Below are 26,224 nucleotides of genomic sequence, written 5' to 3' on the forward strand. Positions count from 1 at the left end.
CCGCCATACCTTTTCGCTCACGCATGTATGCACTGCATCTACTGCGGATCAACCGGACCCTTTAATAAGGAGCACGTCATCCCTCAATTTTTGGGGACGTTTACTCCGGTCAATCCAACACTCCAAGGTGCAGATGGCCTGGTCTGCCAGCGCTGCAACTCAGTTGTCTTCAGTGCGCTCGAAACCGAATTCAAAGAAGACACCTGGGAGGGCATCACCGGGCAAATGTTGAACTTCCTTGGGGCCAACAGCATCCGTATCCGTGGTATCAATGTCACCATGGAGTTTTTCTCCGGCATGGGTGACAACTTCTTTGACGAAATCTTCCCGTTCCTTAAGCAGCAGGATGGTAAGTTTGTCGTCGATCCTAAGGCGCAGGTGAAAATAAAAAATTACGGTGGCGAGCACGGCTACCAAGTCTTTGCACTGGAGGCGCTTCAACGTCTCAAAGATGAGGCTCCTCAGTCGCGTACGAAACTGGAAGCTTTTAATCGCGTCAAGAAACGTCTCCGAATGTCTGGAAGGGACAACATTGCGGTGTTTGTTGGCGGCAATGCCCAGACTGATGATGGTGCGCTAGATCGGGCGATCGTCTTACTGGGTGATTTTGGCGTTACGTATCGAGAACGAGAGCGAAAGTTTGCTCCCGTAGGGGTCAACCCGGATGCTCAATTTGAAGTCCAGATGCAGGTCACTATTACACCGAATATTTGCCGCCTTATCGCGAAAGTAGCTTTCAACTACTTTGTCTGTTGTGCGCTCCAAGAAGGTCGGCAGGCCATCCTCTATGACACACGGTTCGACCGAATCAAACGATTCATCTTAGGCGACACTGCTATTCAGCGAAAGGATGTCATTGTCGAGGTATCTGACGAGCCAATTACAATCCATGAAAAGGAGTCTGGACGTCGATACGTAGGCCACACTATCGTCTTCTATCAGGAAAATAATTTACAATATGCGAGGGTAAGCTTTTTTGGTGGGAAAGTATACAAAGTGCTCCTGGGCCAGGCGCTGCCAGAATTCCTTAATCCTCACTTTGGCTGCGGTCACCTCTTCTATCCTTTTAATCAAACTATCCATAATCTAGCTCAGCACTTCAAAGCAAACCCAACAGCAGAAGAGCTTAGGCAATCCTTCGGTTTATTTAGGCGGCTTGATCTCTCAGGGCAACGATAGGGTTCTACCCCCCCGCCAGCGGTGTAATCGTTTTGTTCTTTTACCCTCTTCCCACCGCCACGCCGAGGATGGGGAGGTTTGTGGTTTTCCGAATTGCTTGGGCTACTTCCTGGAGCGTTGAACCAGTCGTGGTGACATCATCCACGAGGATAATCCTCTTTGCATCGATCGGTTGTGCCTCAAAGGCGTCCGCCAGGTTGGTGCGGCGCTCGTCGCCATTGCACTCCACCTGGGGTTTGGTGTGGCGCGTGCGCACGGCACCTTGTAACACCGGTGCGCGCAATGTTTGCCCCACCCGGTCTGCCAGGAGCTGGCTCTGATTGTAGCCGCGGGTGCGTTGCCGCCGGCGATGGAGGGGGACGGGGATCAGCACATCCCCAGGTTGCAGCATGGCCCGGACAACTGGAGTTAACCATTGTGCCAAAGGTTCTGCCGCGGCTTTGATGCCTTCGTACTTCAGGGCGTGAATAAGGTCGCGGACCAGCGGGGTTTCAAAATCCATAGCTGAGGTGATGGACTCCAAAGGTGCAGGTCCAAGAGTTTTTTGGACATGCGGTTGCACTTTCGCCAGGCAGTCTGCACAGGCAATGTCGTCAATAGTGTTACAACCCACACAGCGCAGCGGAGCCAGTGCGTCCAGCACAAAACGCCCCACCGCAGGGCTGTGCTGGCGGAGGAACGACAGAACAGACATACAGCTAGTTCAACGTGAAACCTGCCTTCCCCGCGTGCACCTTAATGGTGGAGCCTTTGGGGAATTTGCCTTCCAGCAAGGCGCGCGCCAGGGGATTCTCAATTTCATCCTGTACCACTTTGCGAATGGCACGGGCGCCCTGGTCTGGAGAAAAGCCAAGTTCGGCAATCCGTTGCACGGCGGCGGGTGTCGCAGTCAGTTTGTACCCTTGCGCTTCAGCCAGGCGCTGGAGTTCCGCTACCTGAAGCAATACAATCTTCTTCACGTCCACGGGTTGCAAGGGGCGGAAGACAATAATTTTATCAATGCGGTTCAAGAACTCTGGGCGGAATTGTTCGTGCAGCTGGCCGGTCACTTCCCGTTTAATATGGTCAAACTCAGCTTCTGCTTTCACCTTGGCATTGCTGCTGGCGGTTTCAAAACCCACGTGGGCACTCTGGTTCAGGCTTTCCAAGCCCACGTTGCTGGTGAAAATGATAATGGTGTTCTTGAAGTTCACCTGTTTGCCCGTGGCATCCGTCAGCTGCCCGTCCTCCAGCACTTGCAAAAGCAGGTTGAACACTTCGGGGTGCGCTTTTTCCACTTCGTCAAACAGCACCACGGCGTAGGGTTTGCGGCGCACGGGTTCCGTTAGCTTGTTCCCTTCCTTGTACCCAACATAGCCGGCTGGTGCGCCAATGAGCTTGGAGACGTTGAAGCTCTCGCCAAACTCAGACATGTCAATGCGAATGAGCGCGTTCTCATCCTCAAAGACTTCCCGGGCCAGGACTTTGGCCATTTCGGTTTTCCCTACCCCGGACGGACCCATGAAAATGAAAGAGCCAATAGGCCGGTTGTGGTTGCGCAGACCCACCCGGGAGCGGCGAATGGCATCGCTGATGGCGTGCACGGCTTCGTCTTGGCCGACCACATACTTGCGCAGGCTCTCTTCCAGGTGGAGGAGCCGGTCGCGTTCCTCGTTCACCAAGTCTTTCAGCGGGACATTGGTTATGCGGTGCACCACATCGGCAATGTCTTGCCGGGTAATGGTGCCCAGGCGTTTGCGCTGACCCTTCTTGGGCTGTTGCAGTTTACGGAGTTTTTCCTCCAGCTCGTCCTCGGCTTCCTTCAGTTCCAGGGCATCTGAGAAGCGCTCTTCCAACGCCGCGCGCTGCTTGTTCTGGCGCAAGGTTTGCAGCTCTTTTTTCAGTTGCCGGAGTTTGCGCAGCTCACCACCTTTGGTGGCGCTCACTTTCACTTTGGCCGCGGCTTCGTCAATGAGGTCAATGGCTTTGTCGGGCAAGAATTTATCTTGGACGTAGCGCTCGGAAAGCTCCACTGCCGCCTGGATGGCATCATCCGTGATGGTCACGTGGTGGAAGGTTTCGTAGTTGGCGCGCAGACCTTCAAGAATTTTAATCGTTTCCGCTGGGGCGGGTTCAGCCACCACAATGGGCTGAAAGCGACGTTCCAAAGCCGCGTCATTCTCAATGTGCTTACGGTACTCATCCAGCGTCGTTGCACCAATCACCCGAATTTCGCCGCGCGCCAGAGCAGGCTTCAGAATGTTCGCCGCGTCCATGGAACCTGAAGCAGAGCCAGCACCAATCAAGGTGTGGATTTCATCAATGAAGACAATAATGTCGTCGTCGGCTTTCACTTCATCAACTAGCTGCTTGAGACGAGATTCAAATTCGCCCCGGTACATGGTGCCGGCAACCACCAAGGAAAGATCCAGCCGAAGAATGCGTTTGCCAAGCAAAGTCTCTGGCACATCACCCAGGACAATCTTCTTTGCCAAGCCTTCCACAATGGCAGTCTTGCCCACGCCAGGATCGCCCAGCAGCACAGGGTTGTTCTTGGTGCGGCGGGAAAGAATGTGCACCAAGCGTTCCAGCTCGGGTTGGCGGCCAATGACCGGGTCAATGCTTTCTTGCAATTTGTCATTCGTCAGATCAGTTGCAAAGAAATCCAAGGCCGGGGTCTTGGACTGCTGCTTGCCGGGTCGGTCTTCATCACCCACCGCTTTTTCAAACAGTTCGGTAATGTCTGGGAACTTGGAGGTGGTGCGCAGCACCATGGAAATTTGATTACGTAGCTCCTGCGTGTCAACTTTTTGCTCACGCCACATGCGCGTCACAAAGGTATTCTCCAATTTCAAAATGCCGTACAGCAAATGCTCGGTCCCAATGTACCGGTGCTGGTGCTTCGCGGCCACAATCGCGCCTTTCTGAATAGCATCTTTGCTCTCTGCGGAGAGTAGAGGTTGGTTGCGGTTTGTGGTTGCAGGGCTGACGTCCGTTTCCGTGCCGCCATCGCGCAGTTGGATTGCAGTTCGGATGGCTTCCACGTTCATCCCGGCTTTTTGCAGCAGCTCGTAGGCAATGGCACCCTTCTGGAGAATGAGCGCGTACAGCAAATGCTCAGGTCCAATTTCCGTGGCCCGGTTTCCGGAAGCGAAGTTGGTTGCCTTTTGCAAAACTTCCTTCAGGTGCGTGGTGAATTTGTTCAGAATCGGTAGCATACCGTTGTCGTACGGTACCATGGAACGCTCACTGTGTCAAAGCTGGTTCTCCGACAATGGGATAAGAGAAAAGACCGCTAGAGCAGTCCCAACGGTCTTTATCCAAAGACCTATATTTTTTTGAGCTCATACTCGAAAACGAAATCAAGAGCTCAGAATTTTTTATTTTTGTATTCAGGTAAGTTGAACTTACCCTACAGACATAGTATAGCGCAAAAAACAGCTTTTGTCAACTACGAAGAGGGTTACGAATTACGAAAAGATACTACGAAAATACGTCCGCCAGAGGCGGATCCGCCTCTGGCGGAAATGCAGAGGGGGAAGATTGAGAATAATGGTTTGATTTGCTTAAAGCTTGGTTCATGTAATACAGGCTTTGACCGGTAAGGGTTACCCCACCTAACCTCCCCTTTGGAAGGGGAGGAAACGTACAAACAGACCTTAGTCGGTAATGAACCAAAAACTGCTCCCCTCCTTTCGAAGGAGGGGGGAGGGGGGGGAGGTAACCCTGATGTGTAGACTTGGTCCAAAAGACCAAGAATGCAAAAAGAGCACAGATAGTCATCTTGGTTCTGTATTACCGCAAGATTGCCACGCTCCTGCCCTCCTCCGCCTTTGGCTTCGGCGGACAAGCTGGAGCTCGCAATGACAGAGTAGAGATCTCTATAGCTTACAGCCCTACGGCTTACAGCTTCCCCTATATTTTCCGCAGCTGCGCTATCCGTTCCTCAATTGGCGGGTGGGTGGAGAACATTTTACTTAGCCCATGTGCGTGCATGGCGCCAAATGGGTTGGCAATGAAGAGATGCGCCGTGGCATTGCTCGCTGATGCTAAGCGTCCGTCTTGCTGGCCAATTTTTTCCAAAGCGCGGGCTAAGCCTTCTGGGTAGCGGGTGAGTTGCACGCCAGATGCGTCAGCCAAAAATTCTCGCTTGCGTGAGATCGCCAGCTGGATGAGCGTGGCGGCTATGGGCGCCAGAATGGACAGCACCAAGCCAATGATCATCAAAATCCCTGCAGCGTTTCCGCCGCGGTCAGAGCTGGAGCGTCGGCCGCCGAAAATGTTGAAGCGGAGGAACCAGTGGGCGAGCAAACCAATGATACCCACCAGGACAGCCACCAAGGTCATGAAGCGAATGTCGTAGTTCCCGACGTGCGAAAGTTCGTGGGCAAGCACACCTTCCAGTTCTTCGTTCTCCAGTTTTTCAATTGCTCCGGCGGTCACGGCAATGGATGCGTGCTGCGGATCTCGGCCGGTAGCAAACGCATTGATCATCTCGTCGGGGATGACGTACACCCGGGGAAGGGGAAGGCCAGCAGTGATGGCTAAGTTTTCCACCATGCGCACCAGGTATGGGTTTTGCTCTTTGGTCACTGACACTGCGCCAGCAGTCCACAACGCAACCTTGTCACCAGAGTAGTAGCCCACCAAGGTCATGCCCAAGGAGAAGAGGATGGCCAGCAGCAAAACCCCAGGACCAGCTTGGTAGGCCGTGCTGAAGATCCACCCCAAAGCCAGGATGATGATGATAAAAATTGCAATGAGAAACACGCTGCGACGTTTGTTGGTGTTGATTAGAGAATATGTAGTCATAGTACGGTAAGGGTAACATGAGTGTTTTTCCTTGTCATCGAACGTCCTCTTTCTGTCATTGCGAGGGAGTCCTGTTGCAGGACGACCGCGGCAATCCCGAAGTATCAAGAACCAGATTGGTTCCGTAGTAGTACGGGATTGCCACACCTCGTTGCTGCGAGGTTCGCAATGACAATAGAAAAACAAAAGCGCCCTGCTTTTGCAGAGCGCTAGGTTTTTCGTTCAATGTTAGCTCTAGAATTTCACTTCCACGGGCTTCCCCGCCGCGGCCTTCTCATCCTCCGCCAGTTCAAAGAATTCCCGTTTGGCAAAGCCAAAGCTGGACGCAATCATGTTGGTGGGGAAGGTTTCAATCTTCGTGTTCAGGTCACGCACGTTGCCGTTGTAGAACCGGCGAGAGGCTTGGATCTTGTTCTCCGTGTCAGACAGTTCATCCTGGAGCTTCGCAAAGTTCTCGTTGGCCTTCAGGTTGGGGTAATTTTCCGCCACCGCGAACAAGGACTTCAGGGTGTCGGTCAGCATGTTCTCGGCTTTGGACTTGTCCGCAAAGCCCTGGGCACCCATGGCTGCAGCGCGAGCTTTGGTCACGTTCTCAAAAATCTGCTGCTCATGCGTGGCGTAGCCTTTCACCGTGTTCACCAGGTTGGGAATCAGGTCATACCGGCGCTTCAGCTGCACGTCAATATCCGACCAGGCTTCTTCCGTCTGGTTCTTGAGTTTCACTAAGCCATTGTACGTAGCCCACAACCACAAGACAATGATGGCAGCGAGGGCAATGATAATCCAGACAATGGTCATAAATGTATTGGGTAAAGGTTAGGGGTAAAGAACCAGGTACACTTTTTCCGCTTTGTAGGTTGCGCCCTCTTTGAGCGTGACGATCACCACTTCGTCACCGGTTTTCAGATCGGTTTTTGCAATTTTTACCCCGTCACCCACGCCATTCTTTGGAATGGAACGGAAATCGAGTTTTCGATAGGTCGTCGTACTTGTCAGCTCAGTGCGTTGGTTCGCCTCCTGGTCGGTGCCAGTCAGCTTCACCTCCAAGCCTGTGTCACTCATGGAGGCCAACTTGCCGCTGAGGGTGACTTGGTTGACGTTTGGTTGCGATGTGCTGTTTGCTACCGTGTTTGCATTCGTGTCCTCCGCTATGGTTTCAGCCGTGGGCAGCACGGTGTTCTTGCCGTACCAGTACCCCCCAAAGGTGAAAAGGATGAGGAAGAGGGTCATCACCGTGGTGGCCAGCGCTGATTTCCGTGCTGGGCTCATGGTGGACCACACTGAAGGGGTTTGATTTTCTGGCATACGGATTTTTGGGTCAGGTGACAAACTGCTTCTTTTCTGGTATACTCAGTATACCGTTCTTCGCTCTACGTAGCAAACCCCATGCAAACACAGGTTTTCCAAAAAATTGCCCACCCCTGGCTGCTTGGCGTGTCTTTGCTTGTGGTGGGTATTTTTGCCGGTGCCGGAATCCAGATGTTGAAAGCGCAAACCACACCTTTCACTGAGCCGACGTGCAATCCAGGTGAAGCCTGCAATCCCAATGCCCCGTTGCTCGGTTCTTCTAGTTCGACACAGACAATTTCTAGTGATTTAAATTTGAACGGAAATCTAGCCTTGCAAACTGGGAAACAACTCCAAACTGCAGTGGGTTATGCCGGTATGCCAATTAATGTCACAACCACAGATAATTTTACCATTGTTGCAAATACGAGCAGTGGTGTACATTCTGCGATGCAGGCGAATGGGACTGGCAGCGCTACGGGTTTATGGGCAACCTCAGTGAACGGAAATGCAATACGCGCAATTGCAACTGGCTCTGGGTTAGCTGGGTACTTTCAAGGGAATGTTGATATTGGGTCACTCACGAATGCTGGTAGCTTGCGCCTTCCAAATGGCGGAATTACGGCCAGTAATACTATCTCCGGCGGACGACTTCATTCCACCAGCGGGGCGTCCATTTTAGGTGGCGTTGGCATTACCGGTGGTTTGACGGTTAATGGCCAACCAGTGGCGGTTGGTGAAACGCGGCATACAGTGTTGTATGCAAGTTTAGCTGCTGCAGCTGGTACGAATACGACGTTTACCGGTTCGCAGATTGTTGGCAGCTCAGCGTCATTTCGGCTGGTTTCGTACCAAGTTTTTTCAACGAGCACTGCCGCGGCTTACGCAACAAATCGAACCTGGGCACCCGCAAGCGCACTCGTTGCATCGCTGTATACCGAGTGTAGTGCCAGCGCATTTTCTGGTTCGCTGAAGGTGACTAATAATTCTGGGCAAGCAATCTCCGTTCGGGTTATGGTGACCTACCAAACAGATCCAGTACCGTGCGGGAACCCTGACGTTACCCCACCAACAGTGTCAATCAGCTCCCCAATCAGCGGCACACCCGTCACTGGAGCTACATCAATCACCATCACCGCGAGTGACGTGGTTTCCAACCCTATCCAACTGTACGAGTTGTTGATCAATGGTAATGTAGTGGCTACGAGCACAACGAGCGGTACTTTCTCACATGACTTCACTAACTATCCTTTCAGCCCTCCAAATATTACTGTTTCTGGTCGGGCAACAGATAATGCAGGGAATAAGGCCACTTCTTTGCCAATAGAAGTTTCACACACGAATGCACTTTGTAGCCCTGCCTGTACAGGTATTACCTCCTGCATCTACTTTGGGTGCACTGGCCCTACAGATTATCGGTGCTGGGATCCAAACCTCTCACACACTTGTGGCGGAGGCGGTCCTGGTGAGACATAGTATGCAAAAAATCGTTTCCATTCCTGTGAAACCCTTGCTCTGGTCCATTCTTGGTGCCGGCTTGGCCACGTTGTTTGCATTGCCCATTGTCTTTGCCCAAACCTTTAATGACCCCGAGTGCGACCCGAAGATTGACCCGGCGCTGTGCAACAAAGAAACGCCCATTTTCTCGGCGTTGAATCCGATCTCGACGAATCAAATAATCAAAACCCCGTTGCAAGTGGGGGAGGCAAGCACCCCCCAGAACCTCACCTTGCGGGGTGGGTTGGTTTTGGGTCAGGCCAATGCCGGGATTACCCGTGCAGCGTTGGCAGGAACGGCAATTGACGTGGAAAGTAGTGACGTTAATGCGATTATCGCAAAGTCTAGTGGAACAGCTGCTTTAGCGGCGAATGGCTTAGCGGCAGCCGGTGGGTTAACCGCAAGTTCCATTAATGGGAATGCACTGTACTCCTATTCGGTTTCTGGGAATGCTGCTTTTTTTGAAGGGAAGGTGCTTATTGGCTCTACCACAAAACCCAGCAACGTCCTCTTACAGCGTGGCAACCTCACGCTCGCGAATGGTAACTTGGCGGTTACTGGAGCACTGACAGTGAATGGTCAGCCAGTCTCAACTGGAGATAATAAAACAGTCACGCTCACCGCAAGTATTCTTGGTAACGCATCCCGAACATTTTCGGCTACAGAGATTATCGGCAGTCCGGCATCTGGCTCAGTGGGTTCGTACCGGCCACTTTGGTACCAGGCGGTGTACGCGGTCACTGGCACCCGAACGTGGTTACCGCTTGTCCCTAACCCCGCAGCTGCGCCAACGAATTTGCTCTTTACAGAATGTACCGGGGCAAATTTTACGGGCAGCCTTTTCGTTCGCAATCCCAGTGCAACGCCAGTGATGATGAAAGTAACATTTGCGTATAAGTTAGAGGCCACGGATTGCAGCAATGCCGATGTTACCCCGCCAACCGTCACCATGACCGCGCCCACGAATGGCCAAAATGTTTCCGGTGTGAATTTCGCGGTAACCGGCACGCATGCGGATTCGGGTGGCTCGGGTTTCAAACAAGTCGAACTCTTCATTGACGGAGCGCCAACTTCACCAGCTGTGACGTATACCGGTGCGTCGCCGTTTTCACTCAGTTGGGACACCACCAAATACTCTGATGGCCAGCATGCCGTTTCCGTTCGCGCCTCAGACAATGCAGGGAATATGACGACCACGCCGGCAGTGAATGTGCAAATTGTGAATGGTGCTGGCGTTGCCTGCGGAAGCCTCATTTGCAGTGGCGGGACGCCAGTCTGCTGTGACTTCTTGGTCTGCAATGGCACAACCATGTGCATTTCCAGTTCTGATAGTTGCGCCGCACATACCCCAATCTGTAGTTAGAGAACTTTGTGAGTGGAAAAGCATTTGCTTTTTTGCAAATTTTGTGGTAGAATAGTTCTACTTCCAAGAGCAGAAACCAACCCTAGGATACCAAGCAATGCAGCTTCCCTTTTCCGGGATACGTGCCGTTTTCCTCTCGCTGATCTGCGCTGGGGTGCTCAGCATCCTCGGCGTTTTTGGGTTGCGGGTGGGGGACACCCATGCCGGACTGACGGTTCCTACAACGATTACACAGCAAGGTACGCAGTATGGGGCACAAGAGGGCATGGGCTGGTTTCCCCAGGGTGCCTGGCGAGGGGAAAATCAATCAACCCAAAGAATTGTACATGTTCGACCGAACGGCGCTGATTACCTAGTTGCGGGAGTGGTTCGCTATGATAACGCCCAACCGTACTCAACTACTAATGGTGTACTTGAATTTCGTGTAAGTTATGACGCTGGGTTAACTTGGGGTCAAGCAATTCGAGGAAGTACATTAACCTTGGATCTTGTTGATGATTCGAATTACTTTTCGTATTCGCTTTTCGTTGACCCAAACGGGTATGACATATGGGTCGGATATGTAACAGCAAAAACTGGGGCAACTAGCACTTACCCAAAAACGACAATTCGGAAATTAATTTGGGACGGAGCTGGGGGGTGGCGTTTTGGAACCTATGGCCATGCGCCGTTGTTAAACTCTGGCCCTCCTTCAAACACTATTGTTGATGCTAGTCCCACCGCTGTTGGTGTACAGAGTGTGAACGGGAAAGAACGCGTGTGGGCAGTCATTGGTTTACGAGGGACGGGTCTGCCCTGGGCTCCGCCATTACCCTATGGTTTTTACTACTGGTTGATTTACACCGAGAATGACCCAGGTGTTTTTGACTCGAGTGTTACAGTGTCATGGACACCAGTAGGTCAGGTTTTTGGTTCTCCCTCGGGGTACATTGGTGATCCAGCTGGTTCACTAACAGTTACTGGTCCAATGTCGCGTTTCGCTTTTGTGCCCGTTGGCCAAGGAACAACGAAATCCATAGCAGTGATTATGGGGAAACATAAAACTACCGGGAACCAGGGCGGCATTTGTGGGTCAACCACAACTGCACCAGAAGGAATACAAACTTATATCCTAAAAGATTCTACAAACCCCGCAGCATGGTCCACTGGTATTAGCTTAGCAACAGTCTACCCCTACCAGGAGATAGCTTTTGACTGTAATGGAAATGGCAATGCGAACAATACATATTCGTTTGATTATTCAGTTGGGTATTTGCCAAGTACTACAGCTACAACATCTCGCATTTTGCTCACCTACGAAGGGGGGACAAGTAGCGCAACGCCGACAGTATACGAAGACGGAAAACTTCGGGTAAAAAGTTGTACTCTCACAGCGGGCGCAACACCCAGCGCTGTATGCGGTAGTGAGGTTGCTATTGATAGCACAAATCAGTATTACGCACCCCAGGCGGGGTTTCACCAGGATAAGGGGTACATTGCTGTACGCCGTGGTGGCACGAATCGACTGGTTATTTTTAAAGAAGATCCGGTTAATACCTGGACACAAATATTGGCAGCGAGCCCAAATCCAACAACCTATGCTCAATCTCCCGCGACTCCAGCATATGGTCCCAATACCTCCACTCCGACTTTTTCCATAAATTCAGGTCTCCCACCCGTTGCTTGGGCTGAAGCTCCAGCACAGCACAAAGTAAATTTTTCAGCCAATAGTGGTGGAAATTTATTTGGTTGGGGTTGGTCATCTAACTTCGGGTGGCTCTCATTAAACTGTGCCAACGAAGGATTGCCGCCAACAGTTTGTACCAATCCGTATGGAACTCTTGTAGCCGTCCCCCCACTTGATAGCACTCCAAGTGAAAGAACGTCTGGTGTTTCCGGTGTCACTTTTAATCCGTACGGCTATCCACTCAGTGGTTTTGCCTGGTCATCCAATGCTGGATGGTTTACCTTTGATCGTTCCTATAGCGTGAGCGCTGCAAACCCCAATGGGAACCCACCTGGCCAAGATTACAATCTGCTTTCAGTATCGACACATCCAATCGCAAAATACGTTCCATCCACCCAAAAAATTCACGGTTGGGGTCGTTTCTTGAATTTATGCAGTTTTTCCAGTGGTGTTTGCCAGAGCAAGGATGGCGGATGGGTTCGGATGCATGGTTACTGGCTTGATCCCGCAAGACAAACAACCATTTCCGCCGTTGGAGGATACGTTGCTGGTGCGGCGACAATTTCTGTTGCCAGCTGTGCAAATTTTGCGACAAATCCAGGCCTTGGGATGGTCGGGGCAGAAATTTTTGGTTTTAGTGGTTGCGCTGCAAACACGCTAACCATTATTTCTCAGGATCGCCCACAGAAGAGCTATCTTCAAAATACCGTAGTTTCAAATGTTACGAATCAAGGATACGGCGTCGACGGTTACTGGACTGGCAGCCGGTATGAGGTTTCCGGTTGGGCGTGGAGCACGGAGTATGGCTGGATTCACTTCCGGCCTACGCTGTTTGCAGGTTTTGCGTGGCTGGAAACCCTGTTTGGGAATATTTACGCGCAAGATGATATTGTCTTACCTAATCCGCAGGATGCGGACAGACAGCCGTTGAAGAGCTGCGGTGCAGCGGGTACGGAGCAGTGCTATACCGCAACGTACCGGATTGAGGCCGGGGGTACGATCACGCAGCTCACTGTCCCAGGCACGGGGCAGACCGGTGGTTTTGCGAGTAGCGCAATTCCTTATATTCAAACGCTGACGAATCCAGTGACAGGTCTCCCATATAAACTTCTGCATTCAACCACAGCTGGAGTCTTAGATCCTTTTGTCAGTCGGGAAAATTCAGCATCTGGCATCACCTTTCCAACCGTCAATCCAGATTCCACCACATTCCGCAATGCCTTGGGGAAGGTTGATGTGGGGGCGCTGACCACCTTTGTGGGAACGCCGGATGATGATGGTAATCATGTACCCAGTCATGTGAAACAGAATAAGGACAATCGGCTTGGGAATCAGCTGTATAAAACTGATCAAGCGCTTGTTGGAACACACGAGTGGAAGCTGGCAGATTTGGCCGGCTATATACCGGCTGGCGGTACCATGCTTGGCTGGTCGCCACCCGGTATACCCTTAAATACTCTACGCAATCAAGTTATTCACGTTCAAGGTGATTTGAGTATGCTCCCAAATCGAACCGATCCAACAAAAATTGCAGAAACAACCTACAGCAACCTTGCAGCTGGAACCATGACCGTAGGCAGTGCGGTAAATTTTCCAGAACAGGGCTACCTGGTTATTGACCCGGGAGGTGCGCACCAAGAGTACTATTCGTATACAGACGCACCAACAGGCACAACAATTACCGGTGTTGCTAGTCTCACCACCCCGAAATCGCATTCGGCAGGTGAACGAGTTCGTTGGGCTTGGAAGCTGCCAAATCCGGTAAGTGGGGACAACCATGCAGATACTGCTACCATTGTGGTAGACGGAGACCTAAATATTCAGTATAATATCTTCAGTATTCCGCCAGTCAATCCCGGAAGTGTTCGAGAAATTCCAACGATTGCCTTCATTGTTCGTGGTGATGTGACCATTGATCCCGCGGTCACGCAGGTTGCCGGGGCATTCGTGGTCTTAGGGAAAGACAGCGCATTGGTCCCAACAGACCCAGCTGGGCGTGGGCAATTCAGTACTGGAAGCGATGATGCGCTCTGCGACCCAACAAGTAAGAAGTGCAATCCGTTGAAAATTTTGGGCCTGCTCTTTGCTCGCCAGTTCAATTTTGAACGGACAGGCGACCAAAAATTGGCCTCGCCAGGTGAGCAAGTTACCTTTGATTCCAACCTCTTACTCAATCCGCCACCAGGGCTGGAAGACCTGACGAAAGCCTTACCTAGGATTACCCGAGTTAATCAGTAAAAAATTCCCCCATGCCCCTCTTTCAGAACAAGCAAAGTTACCTCGGTGTGGACATTGGCGGTTCCTCCATTAAGGTGGTGGAACTGAAGGCTGTGAATGCACGGCCAACTTTGGTGACCTATGGGTTTGCAGAGCGGCGGAGCGATTTGCTGAAGAGCAGCCCGGCCGAAGAAATGCGCGCCATAGCTCAAGCCATTAAGCAGGTAACCAGTGCAGCAAAAATTACGTCCAAGCAGGCGGTGACCGCGTTGCCAAGTTTTACGGTGTTTAGTTCCATCATTTCCCTGCCCCAGATGTCCAAGAAGGAGCTGATGTCCGCGGTGAAGTGGGAAGCCAAGAAGTTCGTGCCCATGCCGCTGGAAGAGACGATTTTGGACTGGGAAGTGCTGCGGGAGGATACGCTGGCGGCCAAGATGACCGCAGCGAACCAAGCGGCGCCAGCCAAAGGAGCTGCAGGCTCAAACCCAGCGCCAGGGGCAGGTCCGCAAAAGGATATGAAAGTGTTGCTGACGGCGGCACCCAAGAATTTGGTGCGGCGGTACATGGACATATTCAAAATGGCTGACCTCCAGCTCGTGGCTTTGGAAACCGAGGCGTTTGCCATGGAACGTTCCCTCATTGGGCATGACAAAGCGCCCATTATGATTGTGGACATTGGTGCAGTGGCCACGGACATTGTGGTTTTCAGCGAGGGGATTCCCATGCTCACCCGGTCCATTGACGTGGGTGGGGATACGATTACCAAAACCATTGCCAGCACCCTGCGCGTAAGCAAAGAACGCGCTGAGCAGTTTAAGCGTGACTTCTTCATTGTGGCGGAAGGTGCCAGTCAGAGTAACATCCCCAAAGCCATTGAGTTCGTGGTGAATTCTATTACCAATGAAATTCGGTACGTGCTGAACCTCTACCAGAACCAGGGGACTGGGCGGGGGATTGAGAAAATTGTGCTCGCGGGCGGCTCTGCCTTCCTGGGCAATTTACCAGAGTACTTCACCAAAGTGCTGAACCTCCGTGCGTACATTGGTGACCCGTGGGCTCGGGTGTCTTACCCAGTGGAGCTCAAGTCAGTGTGGAATGAAATTGGCCCGCGGTTTGGGGTGGCAGTTGGTCTTGCCCTTCGTCAGCTTGGCACCTAAGTATTACCCATGGAATCCGACATTAACCTCCTTCCAGAAAAGGACAAGCAGCTGGGAAAACCCAGGCCAAAACCAAAGGCGGTGGTGGAAATGACCACACCGAAGGATCGTGTTGTCCAAGAGCGCGTGGTTCGTACAGGTGGGCTTATGGATTTTTTCCGGAATCTCTTCCCGAAGAAGCCTCAAACCCTAGTGAAAAATGAGCAGAAGCAAAATCTGGGGATTCCCAGTATGCCGCAGCAGGCCAAAAATGCCCCGGCGCCAGTCACCAAACTGGAGGCAATGTCTGATCGTTTTGCGCGGGATACCCGGGTAACGTCAGTTGTGCCGCCGCCACTGCCACCAACATCTCCACTCCCAGTGCCGCCGCCACCCGTGCCTGCAGCCGGAGCTGAGAACATGCTGAAGACGGCGCCAGTGGTTCCGCCGCCAATGCCGCCAGTTCGGAAAGCCCCAGCCTGGGCTCCACCGCCACCAGGTATGCCGCGGCCAGGGCAGCCAAGCGGGGTGGCTGCTGCCGTTCCCATGCCAGTGCCCCCACCTGCTCCAGCCTTCAAACCAGTGTCAGCGCCAGTAGCTTCAACTATGCCGGAGAGTGCCCGGGTGGGCATGGCTGCGCCAGGTGGCAGCACCAATGCAGAGTTGGTTCGGGGTGGTGGTTTGGACGTGAACTTAGTGCCGGAGGAGTACCAACCTGAGGTGACCCCCAAAGATAAGCTGATCTTCGGCTTGTCCATTGGCGTGGCACTCGTCTTGGTCGCCGCCATTGTGGTTGGCCTGCAGCTGTACAGCAAGCGGGTGGAAGCGCGGGTGGCGAATGTGCAAGCAGAGCTTGATACCATCACCGTGAGCGTCTCTGCCTTGGAATCTGGTACGTTGGGTCGGGCGCAGGTTTTGCAACGCCTAACCGGTGACGTGCGGCGGATTCTGGATCAGCACGTCTACTGGGATGGCTTTTTCCAAAAATTGGAAGCCGTGACGTTACCCAGTGTCACGTACACGAATATGTCGGTTGATGTTTCCGGCACCGTTACCCTCTCTGCTGTAGCCAAGACCTACAACGATGTGGGTGACCAGCTGCTTACCATGCAGCAAGCCAAAGACTTCATTACGGACGTGACCATAACTTCCGGCACCAAGTCTTCCGCCGCAACCCCGGGTGCACCTGGGCAGTCAACAACCGCGGAAGTTGTCACCTTTTCCATTTCTCTCCGCGTGGTTCCCACGGTTTTCTACCAAGCCGCCCCAAGTCTATGACCCTGAGTCTCATGCCCCTGCTCCGGTTTTTCCAGCGTCACCTAGTGGTGATTGGCTTCGTGGTGAGCTTGCTCATCTTGGTCATTGGACTGTTCAGTTTCATCTTGCCTCGCTACACCAAAGTGCAGGAGTTGGGTGGTTTGAACTACAACCAGAAACGGGCAGAGTTAGAAACCAAGCAGCAGTACCTGGATGACTTGCGTGCCTTGCGAGCCAATTTGAACCTGGTGACGCCCGAAGACTTGGAGCGGGTGAATTTGGTGGTGCCGCGGGGCAAGGATATTCCTGGGATATTCAGCCAAATGCAGGAGTTTGCAAAGGAAGCAAAAATGGAATTACTCTCCGTTGCCGTGAGTGATGGGAGTACGGTGTCGTCTACGGGAGCCACAGGAAGTGTGACGAATGCTTCAAGCCAGCTCCGCACCGTGAGCGTGTCCGTGGTCTTGGGCGGGGCGTTGAATTACGAAGGACTGAAAAGTTTCCTCAACGTCGTCTCTCGCCAGGCGCCAATCCTAGATCTCACGGCGATTTCTTATGCACCAGGCGCAGGCACGTCGCAAGCTTCGTACAAATTTTCTTTCCGCTCCTACTTCTTGGAACCCTAAGCGCATGCTCGTCCATCGCCAACAATCTTCGCGGCTTCGCATGCTCCTCCTGGTAGGAGGTGGGTTAGTGCTTCTCGCTCTCGGCTACCTGCTCTACCAGCAGTTTTCTACCTCGGGTGATGCCGGGACAACCACAGGCACGGTTCCCCGCGCCACAGTTCCTAAAGACTTTGGTCAGTCGCTCTTTCGTGATCCACGTTTCTACAGCCTGCAACCCAAGGTTGGGACTGATTTGCTGCAGCAGACCACGGCGAACATTCCTCGGAACAGCGTTACCGCACCCCAAAGCTTCCGCGCGTTTGATGTGCGGACAGGGAAATCTGTACTGGTGGTCTGGAGCGTGCCAGCTGGGTTAACTGACGTCACGGATATTTCTCTGGATCGCTCCCTGGACGGGACGGTACAGAATGTGGCCACCCTCCCCCTGAAGACCACGAGCTTCTTGGATACCACTGCAAAAGATAAAGCTGTGGCGACGTACGCTGCGGCGTTCGTGCGCTACGTCGGTCAGCTGACCAGCCCGCAAGTTGCGGCGCGTACCGGCCGAAAAGAAGAGCAAACCACTGAGTCACAAATGTCGATTGCTGTGGAGCCAACCAGCGCCGGGGTACGAGTGAGCTGGGTTCGTCCGCAGCTGGCAAGTGGGAAAGCCGCGGACATTTTCCGTTCCACGACCGCAGGGATGCTGGGACAGCGGGTTGGCCGAGTGACCAGCGATGAGCAAAGTTTTACCGATGCCGACGGCAAAGCTGGCCTCCATTTTTACACTATCCGTTGGTACGATAGCGTGGTGATTGGTGAAGTTGCTACTGCCGAAGCAATGCCTACGGATACTATGCCGCCACAACCCCCAGAGAGTGTGACCGTCGTGTACAATGCTGATGCCAAGGCCTTCACTGTATCGTGGACGCCGTCTGTCTCCCTGGACGTAGCCCGCTACGATGTCTACCGCTCCATTACCCCCCTGCAGTTGGGCGTGAAAATCAGCGGTGAGAAAGGAATTGCGCCTGATGCAACCAAACCTGTGGAAGAGCAGAACCTCAGCTACCTGGACGTTAGCCCTCCAGCCTCGGGAACAGTGTACTACACGGTTTTGGGTGTAGACACCACTGGGAATACCTCTCGCTACCAAGAATTGCAGCGTGCCGGTCGGCGTAATCCGTTCGGCGAGCTATGACCAGTCCTGTCCGACAAGCAGAACTGAAGGATTTGGGAGCAGTCCTGGTGGAGCGGAAAGTCATTACTGCTACCCAAAAGGCAGAAGCAGAACGACAAGCACAGCAACGGCGCGTGCCGGTCATTCAGATTTTGGAGGAGCAGAACCTGGTGCATGACGAAGATGTAGCGAAGGCGCGCTCCGTGGTTTTTCAGGTGCCCTACGTGGAATTGCAGGGTAAAGTTTTATCACAGGAATTGCTCAATTTTGTGCCGCGCGATCTGGCCAGCAATGCCCAGATGGTCGCGTACGCCAAGGAGGGCGCCAAACTCTCCGTGGCCCTGGTTGACCCCGCCAACTTCCGGGCGCTGGAAGCCATTGAATTCATTGCCCGAAACAATAATTTGGTTCTGGAGTACGCGGTTACCTCGCTTTCCTCTCTGCAGTCCATCCTGAAGCAGTACTCCAGCCTGAGTGCGGAGGTGCAGGAAGCGCTGGCTGCCACTGCCGGGGCTGAGAAACCCGTCACCACGAACCTGGATGAAATTAGCCTGGCGGACAAGGGGATAGAAGAAGTTATTAAAACTGCGCCGGTATCCAAGATGGTGGCGGTCATTCTCCGGCACGCTATTGAAGGGAAAGCCTCGGACATTCACATTGAACCTACGGCTGAGGGTTCGCGGGTGCGCTATCGCGTGGATGGCATTCTCCACACGTCCATCAAGCTGCCGCCGTACGTGCACTCGGCCATTGTGGCACGCATCAAAGTGATTTCCAACCTCAAGCTGGATGAGACGCGCTTGCCGCAGGATGGTCGCTTCCATACGGAAGTGGATGGGAAGAGCATTGACCTGCGCGTTTCCACTCTCCCGCTGATGGGCAATGAGAAAGTGGTGATGCGTATTCTGGACTCTACCGCTCAGAAACTCACCCTCACCGATCTGGGCTTCGTCGGCCGCGAAAAAGACGTGCTGCAGAAGTCCCTCACCTCCACCCAAGGTATGGTACTCAGTACCGGTCCAACCGGCTCCGGAAAATCCACCACCCTATACACGCTCATGGGGATGATCAACAAAGAAGATATTAACATTGTGACCCTGGAGGATCCGGTGGAGTACCACATGGAGGGGGTGAACCAAAGTCAGGTGAATGCGGAAGTGGGTTTGTCTTTTGCCAACGGGCTGCGCTCCATCCTTCGCCAAGATCCCGACGTGATTATGGTGGGTGAAATTCGGGACCGGGAGACGGCAGAATTAGCCGTGAACGCTGCGCTGACCGGGCACTTGGTCTTTTCCACACTGCACACGAACGACGCCTTTGGCGCAGTGCCTCGGCTCATTGATATGAAAGTTGAACCTTTCCTCATCGCGGCATCACTTTCCACAGTCATTGCCCAGCGCTTGGTGCGCCGAATTTGCGAAAGCTGCCGGGAGCCTATTGACGTGCCAGAGGCAACGCATAAAGAGGTTTTGGAAGTGCTGCAGAATGCCTCCCAAAGTGCCTTTCCAGAAGGAGTGAACCTGAAAGAAAAATTTACATTCATGCATGGGAAGGGCTGCCAACGCTGCGGGAACAGTGGCTACCGAGGTCGGTTGGTCATTGCCGAAGTGCTGGAAATTACCGAGCAGATGCAGGACATTATCACCGGCGGTTCCAAGCTGGCGGACATCAAAGCTGAAGCGAAGCGGCAAGGTGTGCTGACCATGAAAGAGGACGGTTTTGTGAAAGCCATCCTGGGCATGACGACCATTGAAGAAGTGCTACGCGCAACGCAAGAGTAACTTTCCATTTTCCACCCCTATGCCAACCCCCCCCAAGAAAACCGCCAAATCCAAAGCCACCCCCAGCAAAGTCAAACCGTTAATCCTCCTGGTGGAAGATGATACCTTTCTGGCCGGGATGTACGTGACCAAGCTGGAGCTGGAAGGTTTCCGGGTGAATTTGGCCACCGATGGCGAGCAAGCGCTGCAGCTAGTGAAGAGAGAACTTCCGCGGATCATGCTGCTGGATATCGTCTTGCCGAAGAAGAGCGGATTTGAAGTGCTGGCTGCGGTGAAAGCCGATCCAGCCACCAAAGACGTGCCGGTCATTTTGCTCACCAACTTGGGCCAAAAGGAAGATGTGCAGAAAGGCCTCAAGCTTGGCGCCCTGGACTACCTCATCAAAGCCCACTTCATGCCGTCAGAGGTTGTGACGAAAGTGAAGCGATTGGTGAAATAGGGTTACGAATTACGAAAAAAGATACGAATATACGAATTACGAATGGGGATGGGAAATAATGGAAGGCGGATGACTTTTCTTTCCACCCAACCCGTCCTCCCCTTTCCAAGGGGGCCAGCAGGCGGGTGCGACCCATCGGAAGCACCCCGGACGGTGCGGAGGGGTAACCCTTATCAGGAAGAAGTTCGTCTTCGGGACAAAGATTGATACAACCTCCAAAAAACCTCCTTCCTCCTCATACATCCATGCTTACTTCCGAGCAACAAGCTATTACCGCAATCCTTACCCAAGCGACGCAATACCGAGCGTCGGATGTGCATTTGGTTCCTGGAAGCCAACCCATGCTGCGGGTGGATGGGAAGCTAACACCCTTGCCAGATGCCAGCGTGCTCACGGCAGACCAACTGCGTGGGTACATTGAGGCAACCCTCACCCCGGCGCAGCTGGCCTTGCTGGAAAAGGAGCGAGATGTTCGCGTTGCCATTTCCCTGGAAGGGAAGCTGCGTTTTCGGCTGGTTGTGGCCTACCAGAAAGGTTCCTTGGCTTTGGAGCTTCGGTACATTCCGGACGTGCTCCCTGGGGTGAAAGAGCTTGGCCTGCCGCCCATTGTGGAGCAGATTCCAAGTTTTACCCACGGCTTGGTCCTGCTCTCCGGTCCGTATGGTTCTGGGCGGACAACTGTTCTGGCGAGCATACTGCAGACCATCAACCTCACCCGCGCTTGCCGCATTGTGACCCTGGAACGGCCAATTGAGTTTCTCCTGGCTGGTGAGAAGAGTGTCATTGAGCAGCGAGAAATTGGTACAGACGTACCCAGCGTTGCGCACGGCTTAGATCTCTTAGACCGGGAGGATGCAGACGTGGTGGCGATTTCGGAATTGGAAAAGCCAGAAGACCTGCAGGCCACGCTCCGCTCCGCGCATGCCGGGCGGCTTATCATTGCCACTCTTCCCGCAGATTCGGCGGTGCAGACACTGGAAGCCATGGTGGCGGCTTTTTCCTTGGATGAGCAGACCTGGGCCCGGAAAAGGCTGTCTGAGGCTCTCCAGGCCGTCATAAACCTGCGTTTGGTGCCCCGGGTGGGCGGTGGACGCATCCTGGTTTCTGAAGTGCTGGCGCCGTCCACCCCCATTCGCGCGGGGATTCGGGATGGGCAGTTCCTTCAGCTGGCAAACACCCTGCAAACCAGCCGTGAGGAGGGGAGCGTGTCGCTCGACCGATCCCTAGCCGAACTGGTACGCTTAAATGAGATCAAGCCAGATGATGCCGAAGCCGTTGCCTTGGATCCCACCAATTTCAAATTCATGATTAGCCGTTCCTAAACCCTGCTATGGCCATTTACGACTACCGAGCGAAGAATGATACCGGGCAAACCGTGGTTGGAGCTGTGGTGGCGCCAACCGACGCGGTTGCGTACGATACCCTACGGGAAAAATCCCTGACGATTATTTCGCTGAAAGAGCGGAAGAAGAGCGCGCAACTTTTTGGCACCGACATTTTTAACCGGGTGAGCGTGAAGGAGCAGGTCATCTTTGCCCGGCAGCTCTCGGTGATGATTTCCGCCAACGTGCCCATTGTGCGTGCCTTGCGTATTTTGGTACGGCAAACCAAGAATGTGCACTTCAAAATGATCCTCTCCGACATTCTGGATGAAGTGGATGGTGGCGCAAAATTTTCGGCTGCCCTGGCACGGTACCCACAGGTGTTCAATACGTTCTTCGTCTCCATGATCCGCTCAGGGGAAACCACGGGTAAGCTGGACGAAACCTTGGTGTACTTGGCTGACCAGAAGGAAAAAGATTACGGCGTCATTAGCCGGGTACGAGGTGCCTTCATCTACCCAGCAGTCATCCTCTTTGCCGTTCTGGCTGTAGGTATTGTCATGGTGGTGTTTGTGCTGCCCAAGCTCATGGAAATTTTCTTGCAGAGCGAAACAGAATTACCTTTTACCACCAAGGCGCTTATCGCGGTCAGCGACTTTGTGCGGTTCCGATGGTACATTGTGATTCTGCTCATCATTGGCATTATTGTGGCCTTCGTTGCCTGGCGCCGGACACCTGGTGGCCGCCGGGCAATTGACCTTATCAAACTAAAAGTCCCAGTGGCGGGCAGTATTTTTTCCATGATTTATCTGAGCCGCATGTCCCGGGCGTTGTCCACACTGTTGGCGTCCGGTGTGCCCATTTCCCAAGCCTTAGCCATCACCTCCGAAGTAGTTGGTAACCAAACCTACCAGCGCATTCTCCAAGCCACAATCCGGGATGTAGAAGATGGGAATTCCATCACCACCCAGTTTATGAAGAGCAAGAGCGTGCCCTTGATGCTCAGCCAGATGATGAGCGTGGGTGAGCAGTCTGGGAAAATGGACTTGGTCTTGTTCAAGGTCGCTCAGTTCTATGAGAACGAGCTGGACGGCATGGTCCGCAACCTGGTGGCGCTCATTGAACCAATTATCCTGCTCATCATGGGTGTGGGTGTGGGCTTCCTGGTGTCGTCCATTCTCATGCCAATTTACAACGTGAGCAATGCGATACAGTAACAGTTTAGATTGAAGGTTTGGTTTTCGATAGCGGTATTGGTAGAAGATAGAGGTAATAAAGAAGTGGAAATACGAAAAGCATGATTGTGCAACGTCTCCCTCGCCCGCTGAGGGAGAGGGAACAAGGGAGAGGGGAGGTTTGGATAATAACCCCCTCCTTTCCAAGGAGGGGCTAGGGGTGGTTCTTACTTCCCACAAGGAATCGCCAGCGCGCTAGCTAGCAACCCCCTACATACAGTCCCCGCAAAACCTGGTATACTATTCACATATCCTTGTCGTGGCATGCAGGCTTGTTCCCTCACTCTCGTGGGGGGTCTAGGAGATGGGTGGTGCAGTACTGATCACTGATCCCCTTTACCCAAGCCTTCATCAATTTTCCACGGATACCCTGAAGGGAGGTGACAATGACATGACACAACGAAAAGGTTTTACCCTCATTGAACTTTTGGTGGTCATTGCCATCATTGGTATCCTCTCAGCGGTCGGTTTGATCGCTTTGAACGGTGCTCGTGAAAAGGCACGCGACAGCCAACGTAAGAGCGATTTGGGACAGCTCCGCACGGGTTTGGCGCTGTACTATGACACGAATAATGATTACCCATCGTCAGATGCGGGAACTGCGAATGGCCACACAACAGATAATGCCGAAGGTACAAATCCAACGCTCCCAACAGCCGGAACCGGGTCTATTGCTACAACGACGGTAAAATGGGTTCGCGCAGACTCTGGTCCTATTGCTGGGTTCTCAGCAGCAGGAGACTTGCTGTTCGATGCGTTAGTAGCAGGACAAAAGTATATTTCTCGTTTGCCCGCAGCACCAAATGGTGGAGCGAATAACTCCATGAAGCAGTATTGGTACGCTTCATGTACCACTGCTGGCGCAATAGGCAATACTGCCTACGCGATCGCAACGGAATTGGAACGTCCAGCTGATAGTACAAAACAGATGTGGATAGTAAACTCCACAAATGGTACAGCAGCTGAAACGACGCCCGCAGCAACCTACTGCTCGTAGTCTTGATGTTAGTGAAACCAAAGAAGGACCCAGCGGTCCTTTTTTGGCATACTCATCCATAGAGTAAAAAGTTTTTTTAATAGCAATACGAGTGCCTTTGTATTATACTAGTAGCATGAAAATGATACCCGACCGTAAAGGCTTCACTTTAGTTGAACTCCTTGTGGTTATTGCCATCATTGGAATCCTTTCAGCGGTCGGACTTATAGCTCTTAACGGAACACGTGAGAAAGCAAGGGATGTTACTCGAAAAAGCGATTTGAAGCAGCTAACAACAGGGTTAGCCTTATACTACGATTCAAATAATAGTACATACCCTGATTCTACTGCTGCGGGTGTTGCTACTTGGACAGGTTTGGGAGGCGCACAGCTTGGTGAGCGAGCAGATGCAACAGGGTGTGGCCTTGGATGTGTGGTTTACGATGCTTTGGTTGGATCAAGCAAACATATTGCGCGTTTACCAAATGCACAGACGGTGGGACCAACAGACCTCTCAAAACAGTTTTGGTACATGTCTTGTGTTGGCAAAGGAGATTCAAGTCAGGTGAGTGCAGAAGCTTATGCGTTAGTAACTGAATTGGAGCGTCCTGCAGATCCTACAAAATCCTGGTGGATATACCGTTCAACTGAGTCAGCAGCGGAAGAAAGTGCACCAACTTCCACGCCTTGCGACTAAGCTATGATGACGTACCTCCGCTACTGGTTGCCGGTGGGTTTTCTGCTAATCGCAGTAGCTGCAGGTTGGTTCCTGCCAAGTTTTACCAGTAAATGGCCTTTGGTGGTCATGGGGTTTTTGCTGCTTCCTCTCGCATGGTCGTTTCATTATTTGGTAAAAATTAAGTTTTCCTGGCGAGAACCGGCGGTGTACTTGTGGCTGAGTGTGGGTTTGGGGCTAATCAGCAGTGCTCTAGCTGCAAATCCATATTTGGCACTGCGGGGTTGGTTGGTGTTCTTGGCTGGGGTGGTTGTGTACTTTTTGGTTCGTTCACTAACCCCTGAGCATAGGCAACCCTTGATGATTGGTATCGTCATTGTCGGTGTGGTGATTGTTGGTTGGTCATATCTCGCCACAAAAACGTCATTGTCTATTCCTTGGGTTCCTGTAGTTAGCAAAGACCCACTACTCCTGACTGCTGCAGTGTTGCTCCCCTTGGCCTGTGCAATTATTCTGCTCATCAGGGCTCAGGGAAGGGGATTGAGGGTATTGTTTGCTGCTATAGCCATATTCCTCGTTAGCCCGTGGGTACTCCCAAGCACGTGGCAGGCATGGCATAGTGCCTGGGCAGCGCTCACCCAGCAAATGAATGTACTGCAACAGATATTTTCTGCACACCCGTTGGTGGGCGTTGGTTCAGGGAACTACACTTTTTACTTTCCCCGGTTTGCGTCGAATGCCTCGGTATATGCCGAACATGCACCAAGTTCACTAGTAGACGCCATTGTAGGTTTTGGCATACTCCCTATTGCCGCTTTCCTCGTTTTTCTCTTTTTCAGTATCCAACCACTGGTGGCACAAAAAGCCAAAATGCCTTGGGTATACGTGGCGTGCCTTGGTTTGCTTGGAGCCGTAGCCTGTGTCGTCTTTGTGGATCACCCGGCTGTGGCACTCAGTTGGCCAATCCTGTTTGGACTCATGAGTTCACCGTTCATAACCCAAGAGGGCTCCAGTCAAGAGACGCGACGAATCTTTCGGCGGTCACTTCTTGTTGGTGGTTGGGTGGTAGCACTCCTGAGTCTGGCTATGGGTTTTGGTATTAATCGCTTTGGGCGAGCAGAGCGGGCAGCACAGTCCGGAGACACCAAGAGCGCTGCATCGCTCTATGCCTCTGCCCTGCATTTTGATGCTGACCCAATGCAACGTCGGGCATATGCGGAGTCGCTTTGGCTGAATGGACACCAAAAGAAGGATCTTGCTGAGGCGGAGCATCAAGCCCGTTTAGCCTACCAGTGGAATAGGGAAGACACTTTTGCATACCAAGTCGCTGCTCGAATTGCTTTTTCAGAGGGCAATAATGCCGAGGCGGAACGGTTATACAAAGAGGTGCTACAACGAGATAGATTTTTTTCCTTAGACGCAGCTATTTCTTTGGCTGATGTGTATAAGAAGCAGGGGAAGAAAGTTGAGGAACAACAACTTGTCGAACAAACCCTGGCGCCATTTACTGTAGAGGTAGTGGAAAAAGGCTTTGCTTTTTCAACTATCTCCCAGCAACTTGAGCAAATCAAGAAACGTCTTGTAGATCTAAAAAAGTAGTTTTCTTTGGGGTTTTCGTGT

The 26,224-nt window shown here is 52.6% G+C and carries 20 protein-coding genes; 15 read left to right on the forward strand and 5 right to left on the reverse strand.

What is annotated here, in order from left to right; translation table 11 throughout:
* Positions 1-1,179: hypothetical protein (locus WCV85_03645; protein ID MFA6473947.1), on the forward strand; the 1,179-nt coding region annotated here is incomplete at its 5' end.
* Between the two features lie 40 nt (positions 1,180-1,219).
* On the opposite strand, the gene WCV85_03650 is transcribed toward WCV85_03645, so the two are convergent.
* The 5 genes from WCV85_03650 to WCV85_03670 all read right to left on the reverse strand — a co-directional run bounded on the left by WCV85_03650 (position 1,220) and on the right by WCV85_03670 (position 7,275).
* On the reverse strand, positions 1,220-1,873 hold the full coding sequence (locus WCV85_03650) for a hypothetical protein (GenBank protein MFA6473948.1): 654 nt from the start codon (positions 1,871-1,873) through the stop codon (positions 1,220-1,222).
* Between the two features lie 4 nt (positions 1,874-1,877).
* Positions 1,878-4,376, reverse strand: a complete 2,499-nt coding sequence (locus tag WCV85_03655) for an ATP-dependent Clp protease ATP-binding subunit (protein ID MFA6473949.1) — start codon at positions 4,374-4,376, stop codon at positions 1,878-1,880.
* Between the two features lie 697 nt (positions 4,377-5,073).
* The gene (locus tag WCV85_03660) at positions 5,074-5,970 is read right to left on the reverse strand and encodes a M48 family metallopeptidase (protein MFA6473950.1); all 897 of its coding nucleotides are present in this window, start codon (positions 5,968-5,970) and stop codon (positions 5,074-5,076) included.
* Between the two features lie 234 nt (positions 5,971-6,204).
* Positions 6,205-6,768, reverse strand: a complete 564-nt coding sequence (locus WCV85_03665; GenBank protein ID MFA6473951.1) for a LemA family protein — start codon at positions 6,766-6,768, stop codon at positions 6,205-6,207.
* An 18-nt stretch (positions 6,769-6,786) separates the two neighbouring features.
* A complete protein-coding gene (locus WCV85_03670; protein ID MFA6473952.1) occupies positions 6,787-7,275 on the reverse strand; it encodes a hypothetical protein in 489 nt (162 codons plus the stop codon).
* Between the two features lie 81 nt (positions 7,276-7,356).
* Between WCV85_03670 and WCV85_03675 the strand changes: the two genes are divergently transcribed.
* From WCV85_03675 to WCV85_03740, 14 genes are all read left to right on the forward strand, one after another.
* Positions 7,357-8,733, forward strand: a complete 1,377-nt coding sequence (locus WCV85_03675) for an Ig-like domain-containing protein (protein ID MFA6473953.1) — start codon at positions 7,357-7,359, stop codon at positions 8,731-8,733.
* A 1-nt stretch (position 8,734) separates the two neighbouring features.
* The gene (locus WCV85_03680; protein MFA6473954.1) at positions 8,735-10,117 is read left to right on the forward strand and encodes an Ig-like domain-containing protein; all 1,383 of its coding nucleotides are present in this window, start codon (positions 8,735-8,737) and stop codon (positions 10,115-10,117) included.
* A gap of 97 nt (positions 10,118-10,214) precedes the next feature.
* Positions 10,215-14,021 carry a hypothetical protein gene (locus WCV85_03685; GenBank protein ID MFA6473955.1) on the forward strand — a complete coding sequence of 1,269 codons (3,807 nt, stop codon included), beginning with the start codon at positions 10,215-10,217 and terminating at the stop codon, positions 14,019-14,021.
* 11 nt (positions 14,022-14,032) lie between these two features.
* Positions 14,033-15,157, forward strand: coding sequence for a pilus assembly protein PilM (gene pilM / locus WCV85_03690; protein ID MFA6473956.1), 1,125 nt, complete (start codon positions 14,033-14,035; stop codon positions 15,155-15,157).
* 9 nt (positions 15,158-15,166) lie between these two features.
* Positions 15,167-16,414, forward strand: coding sequence for a hypothetical protein (locus tag WCV85_03695; GenBank protein MFA6473957.1), 1,248 nt, complete (start codon positions 15,167-15,169; stop codon positions 16,412-16,414).
* Positions 16,411-17,019, forward strand: a complete 609-nt coding sequence (locus WCV85_03700) for a hypothetical protein (GenBank protein ID MFA6473958.1) — start codon at positions 16,411-16,413, stop codon at positions 17,017-17,019. Before WCV85_03695 ends, WCV85_03700 begins: the two co-directional genes overlap by 4 nt.
* A gap of 4 nt (positions 17,020-17,023) precedes the next feature.
* Positions 17,024-18,196 carry a hypothetical protein gene (locus WCV85_03705; GenBank protein MFA6473959.1) on the forward strand — a complete coding sequence of 391 codons (1,173 nt, stop codon included), beginning with the start codon at positions 17,024-17,026 and terminating at the stop codon, positions 18,194-18,196.
* Complete coding sequence (locus tag WCV85_03710; protein ID MFA6473960.1) at positions 18,193-19,956, forward strand: ATPase, T2SS/T4P/T4SS family; 1,764 nt, start codon at positions 18,193-18,195, stop codon at positions 19,954-19,956. Before WCV85_03705 ends, WCV85_03710 begins: the two co-directional genes overlap by 4 nt.
* A gap of 19 nt (positions 19,957-19,975) precedes the next feature.
* Positions 19,976-20,395: a response regulator gene (locus tag WCV85_03715; GenBank protein ID MFA6473961.1), complete on the forward strand. Its 420-nt coding sequence runs from the start codon at positions 19,976-19,978 to the stop codon at positions 20,393-20,395.
* Positions 20,396-20,640: 245 nt separating this feature from the next.
* Entirely contained in the window at positions 20,641-21,717 is a 1,077-nt protein-coding gene (locus tag WCV85_03720; protein MFA6473962.1) for an ATPase, T2SS/T4P/T4SS family, read from the forward strand.
* A gap of 8 nt (positions 21,718-21,725) precedes the next feature.
* Positions 21,726-22,934, forward strand: coding sequence for a type II secretion system F family protein (locus WCV85_03725; GenBank protein MFA6473963.1), 1,209 nt, complete (start codon positions 21,726-21,728; stop codon positions 22,932-22,934).
* A 409-nt stretch (positions 22,935-23,343) separates the two neighbouring features.
* The gene (locus WCV85_03730; protein ID MFA6473964.1) at positions 23,344-23,949 is read left to right on the forward strand and encodes a type II secretion system protein; all 606 of its coding nucleotides are present in this window, start codon (positions 23,344-23,346) and stop codon (positions 23,947-23,949) included.
* A 115-nt stretch (positions 23,950-24,064) separates the two neighbouring features.
* Positions 24,065-24,625, forward strand: a complete 561-nt coding sequence (locus WCV85_03735; protein ID MFA6473965.1) for a type II secretion system protein — start codon at positions 24,065-24,067, stop codon at positions 24,623-24,625.
* A gap of 3 nt (positions 24,626-24,628) precedes the next feature.
* Positions 24,629-26,203 carry a hypothetical protein gene (locus tag WCV85_03740; protein ID MFA6473966.1) on the forward strand — a complete coding sequence of 525 codons (1,575 nt, stop codon included), beginning with the start codon at positions 24,629-24,631 and terminating at the stop codon, positions 26,201-26,203.
* Positions 26,204-26,224: the final 21 nt, after the last annotated feature.

The organism is Patescibacteria group bacterium, assembly GCA_041665345.1.
Lineage (GTDB): Bacteria > Patescibacteriota > Patescibacteriia > PEXW01 > PEXW01 > JBAYJA01.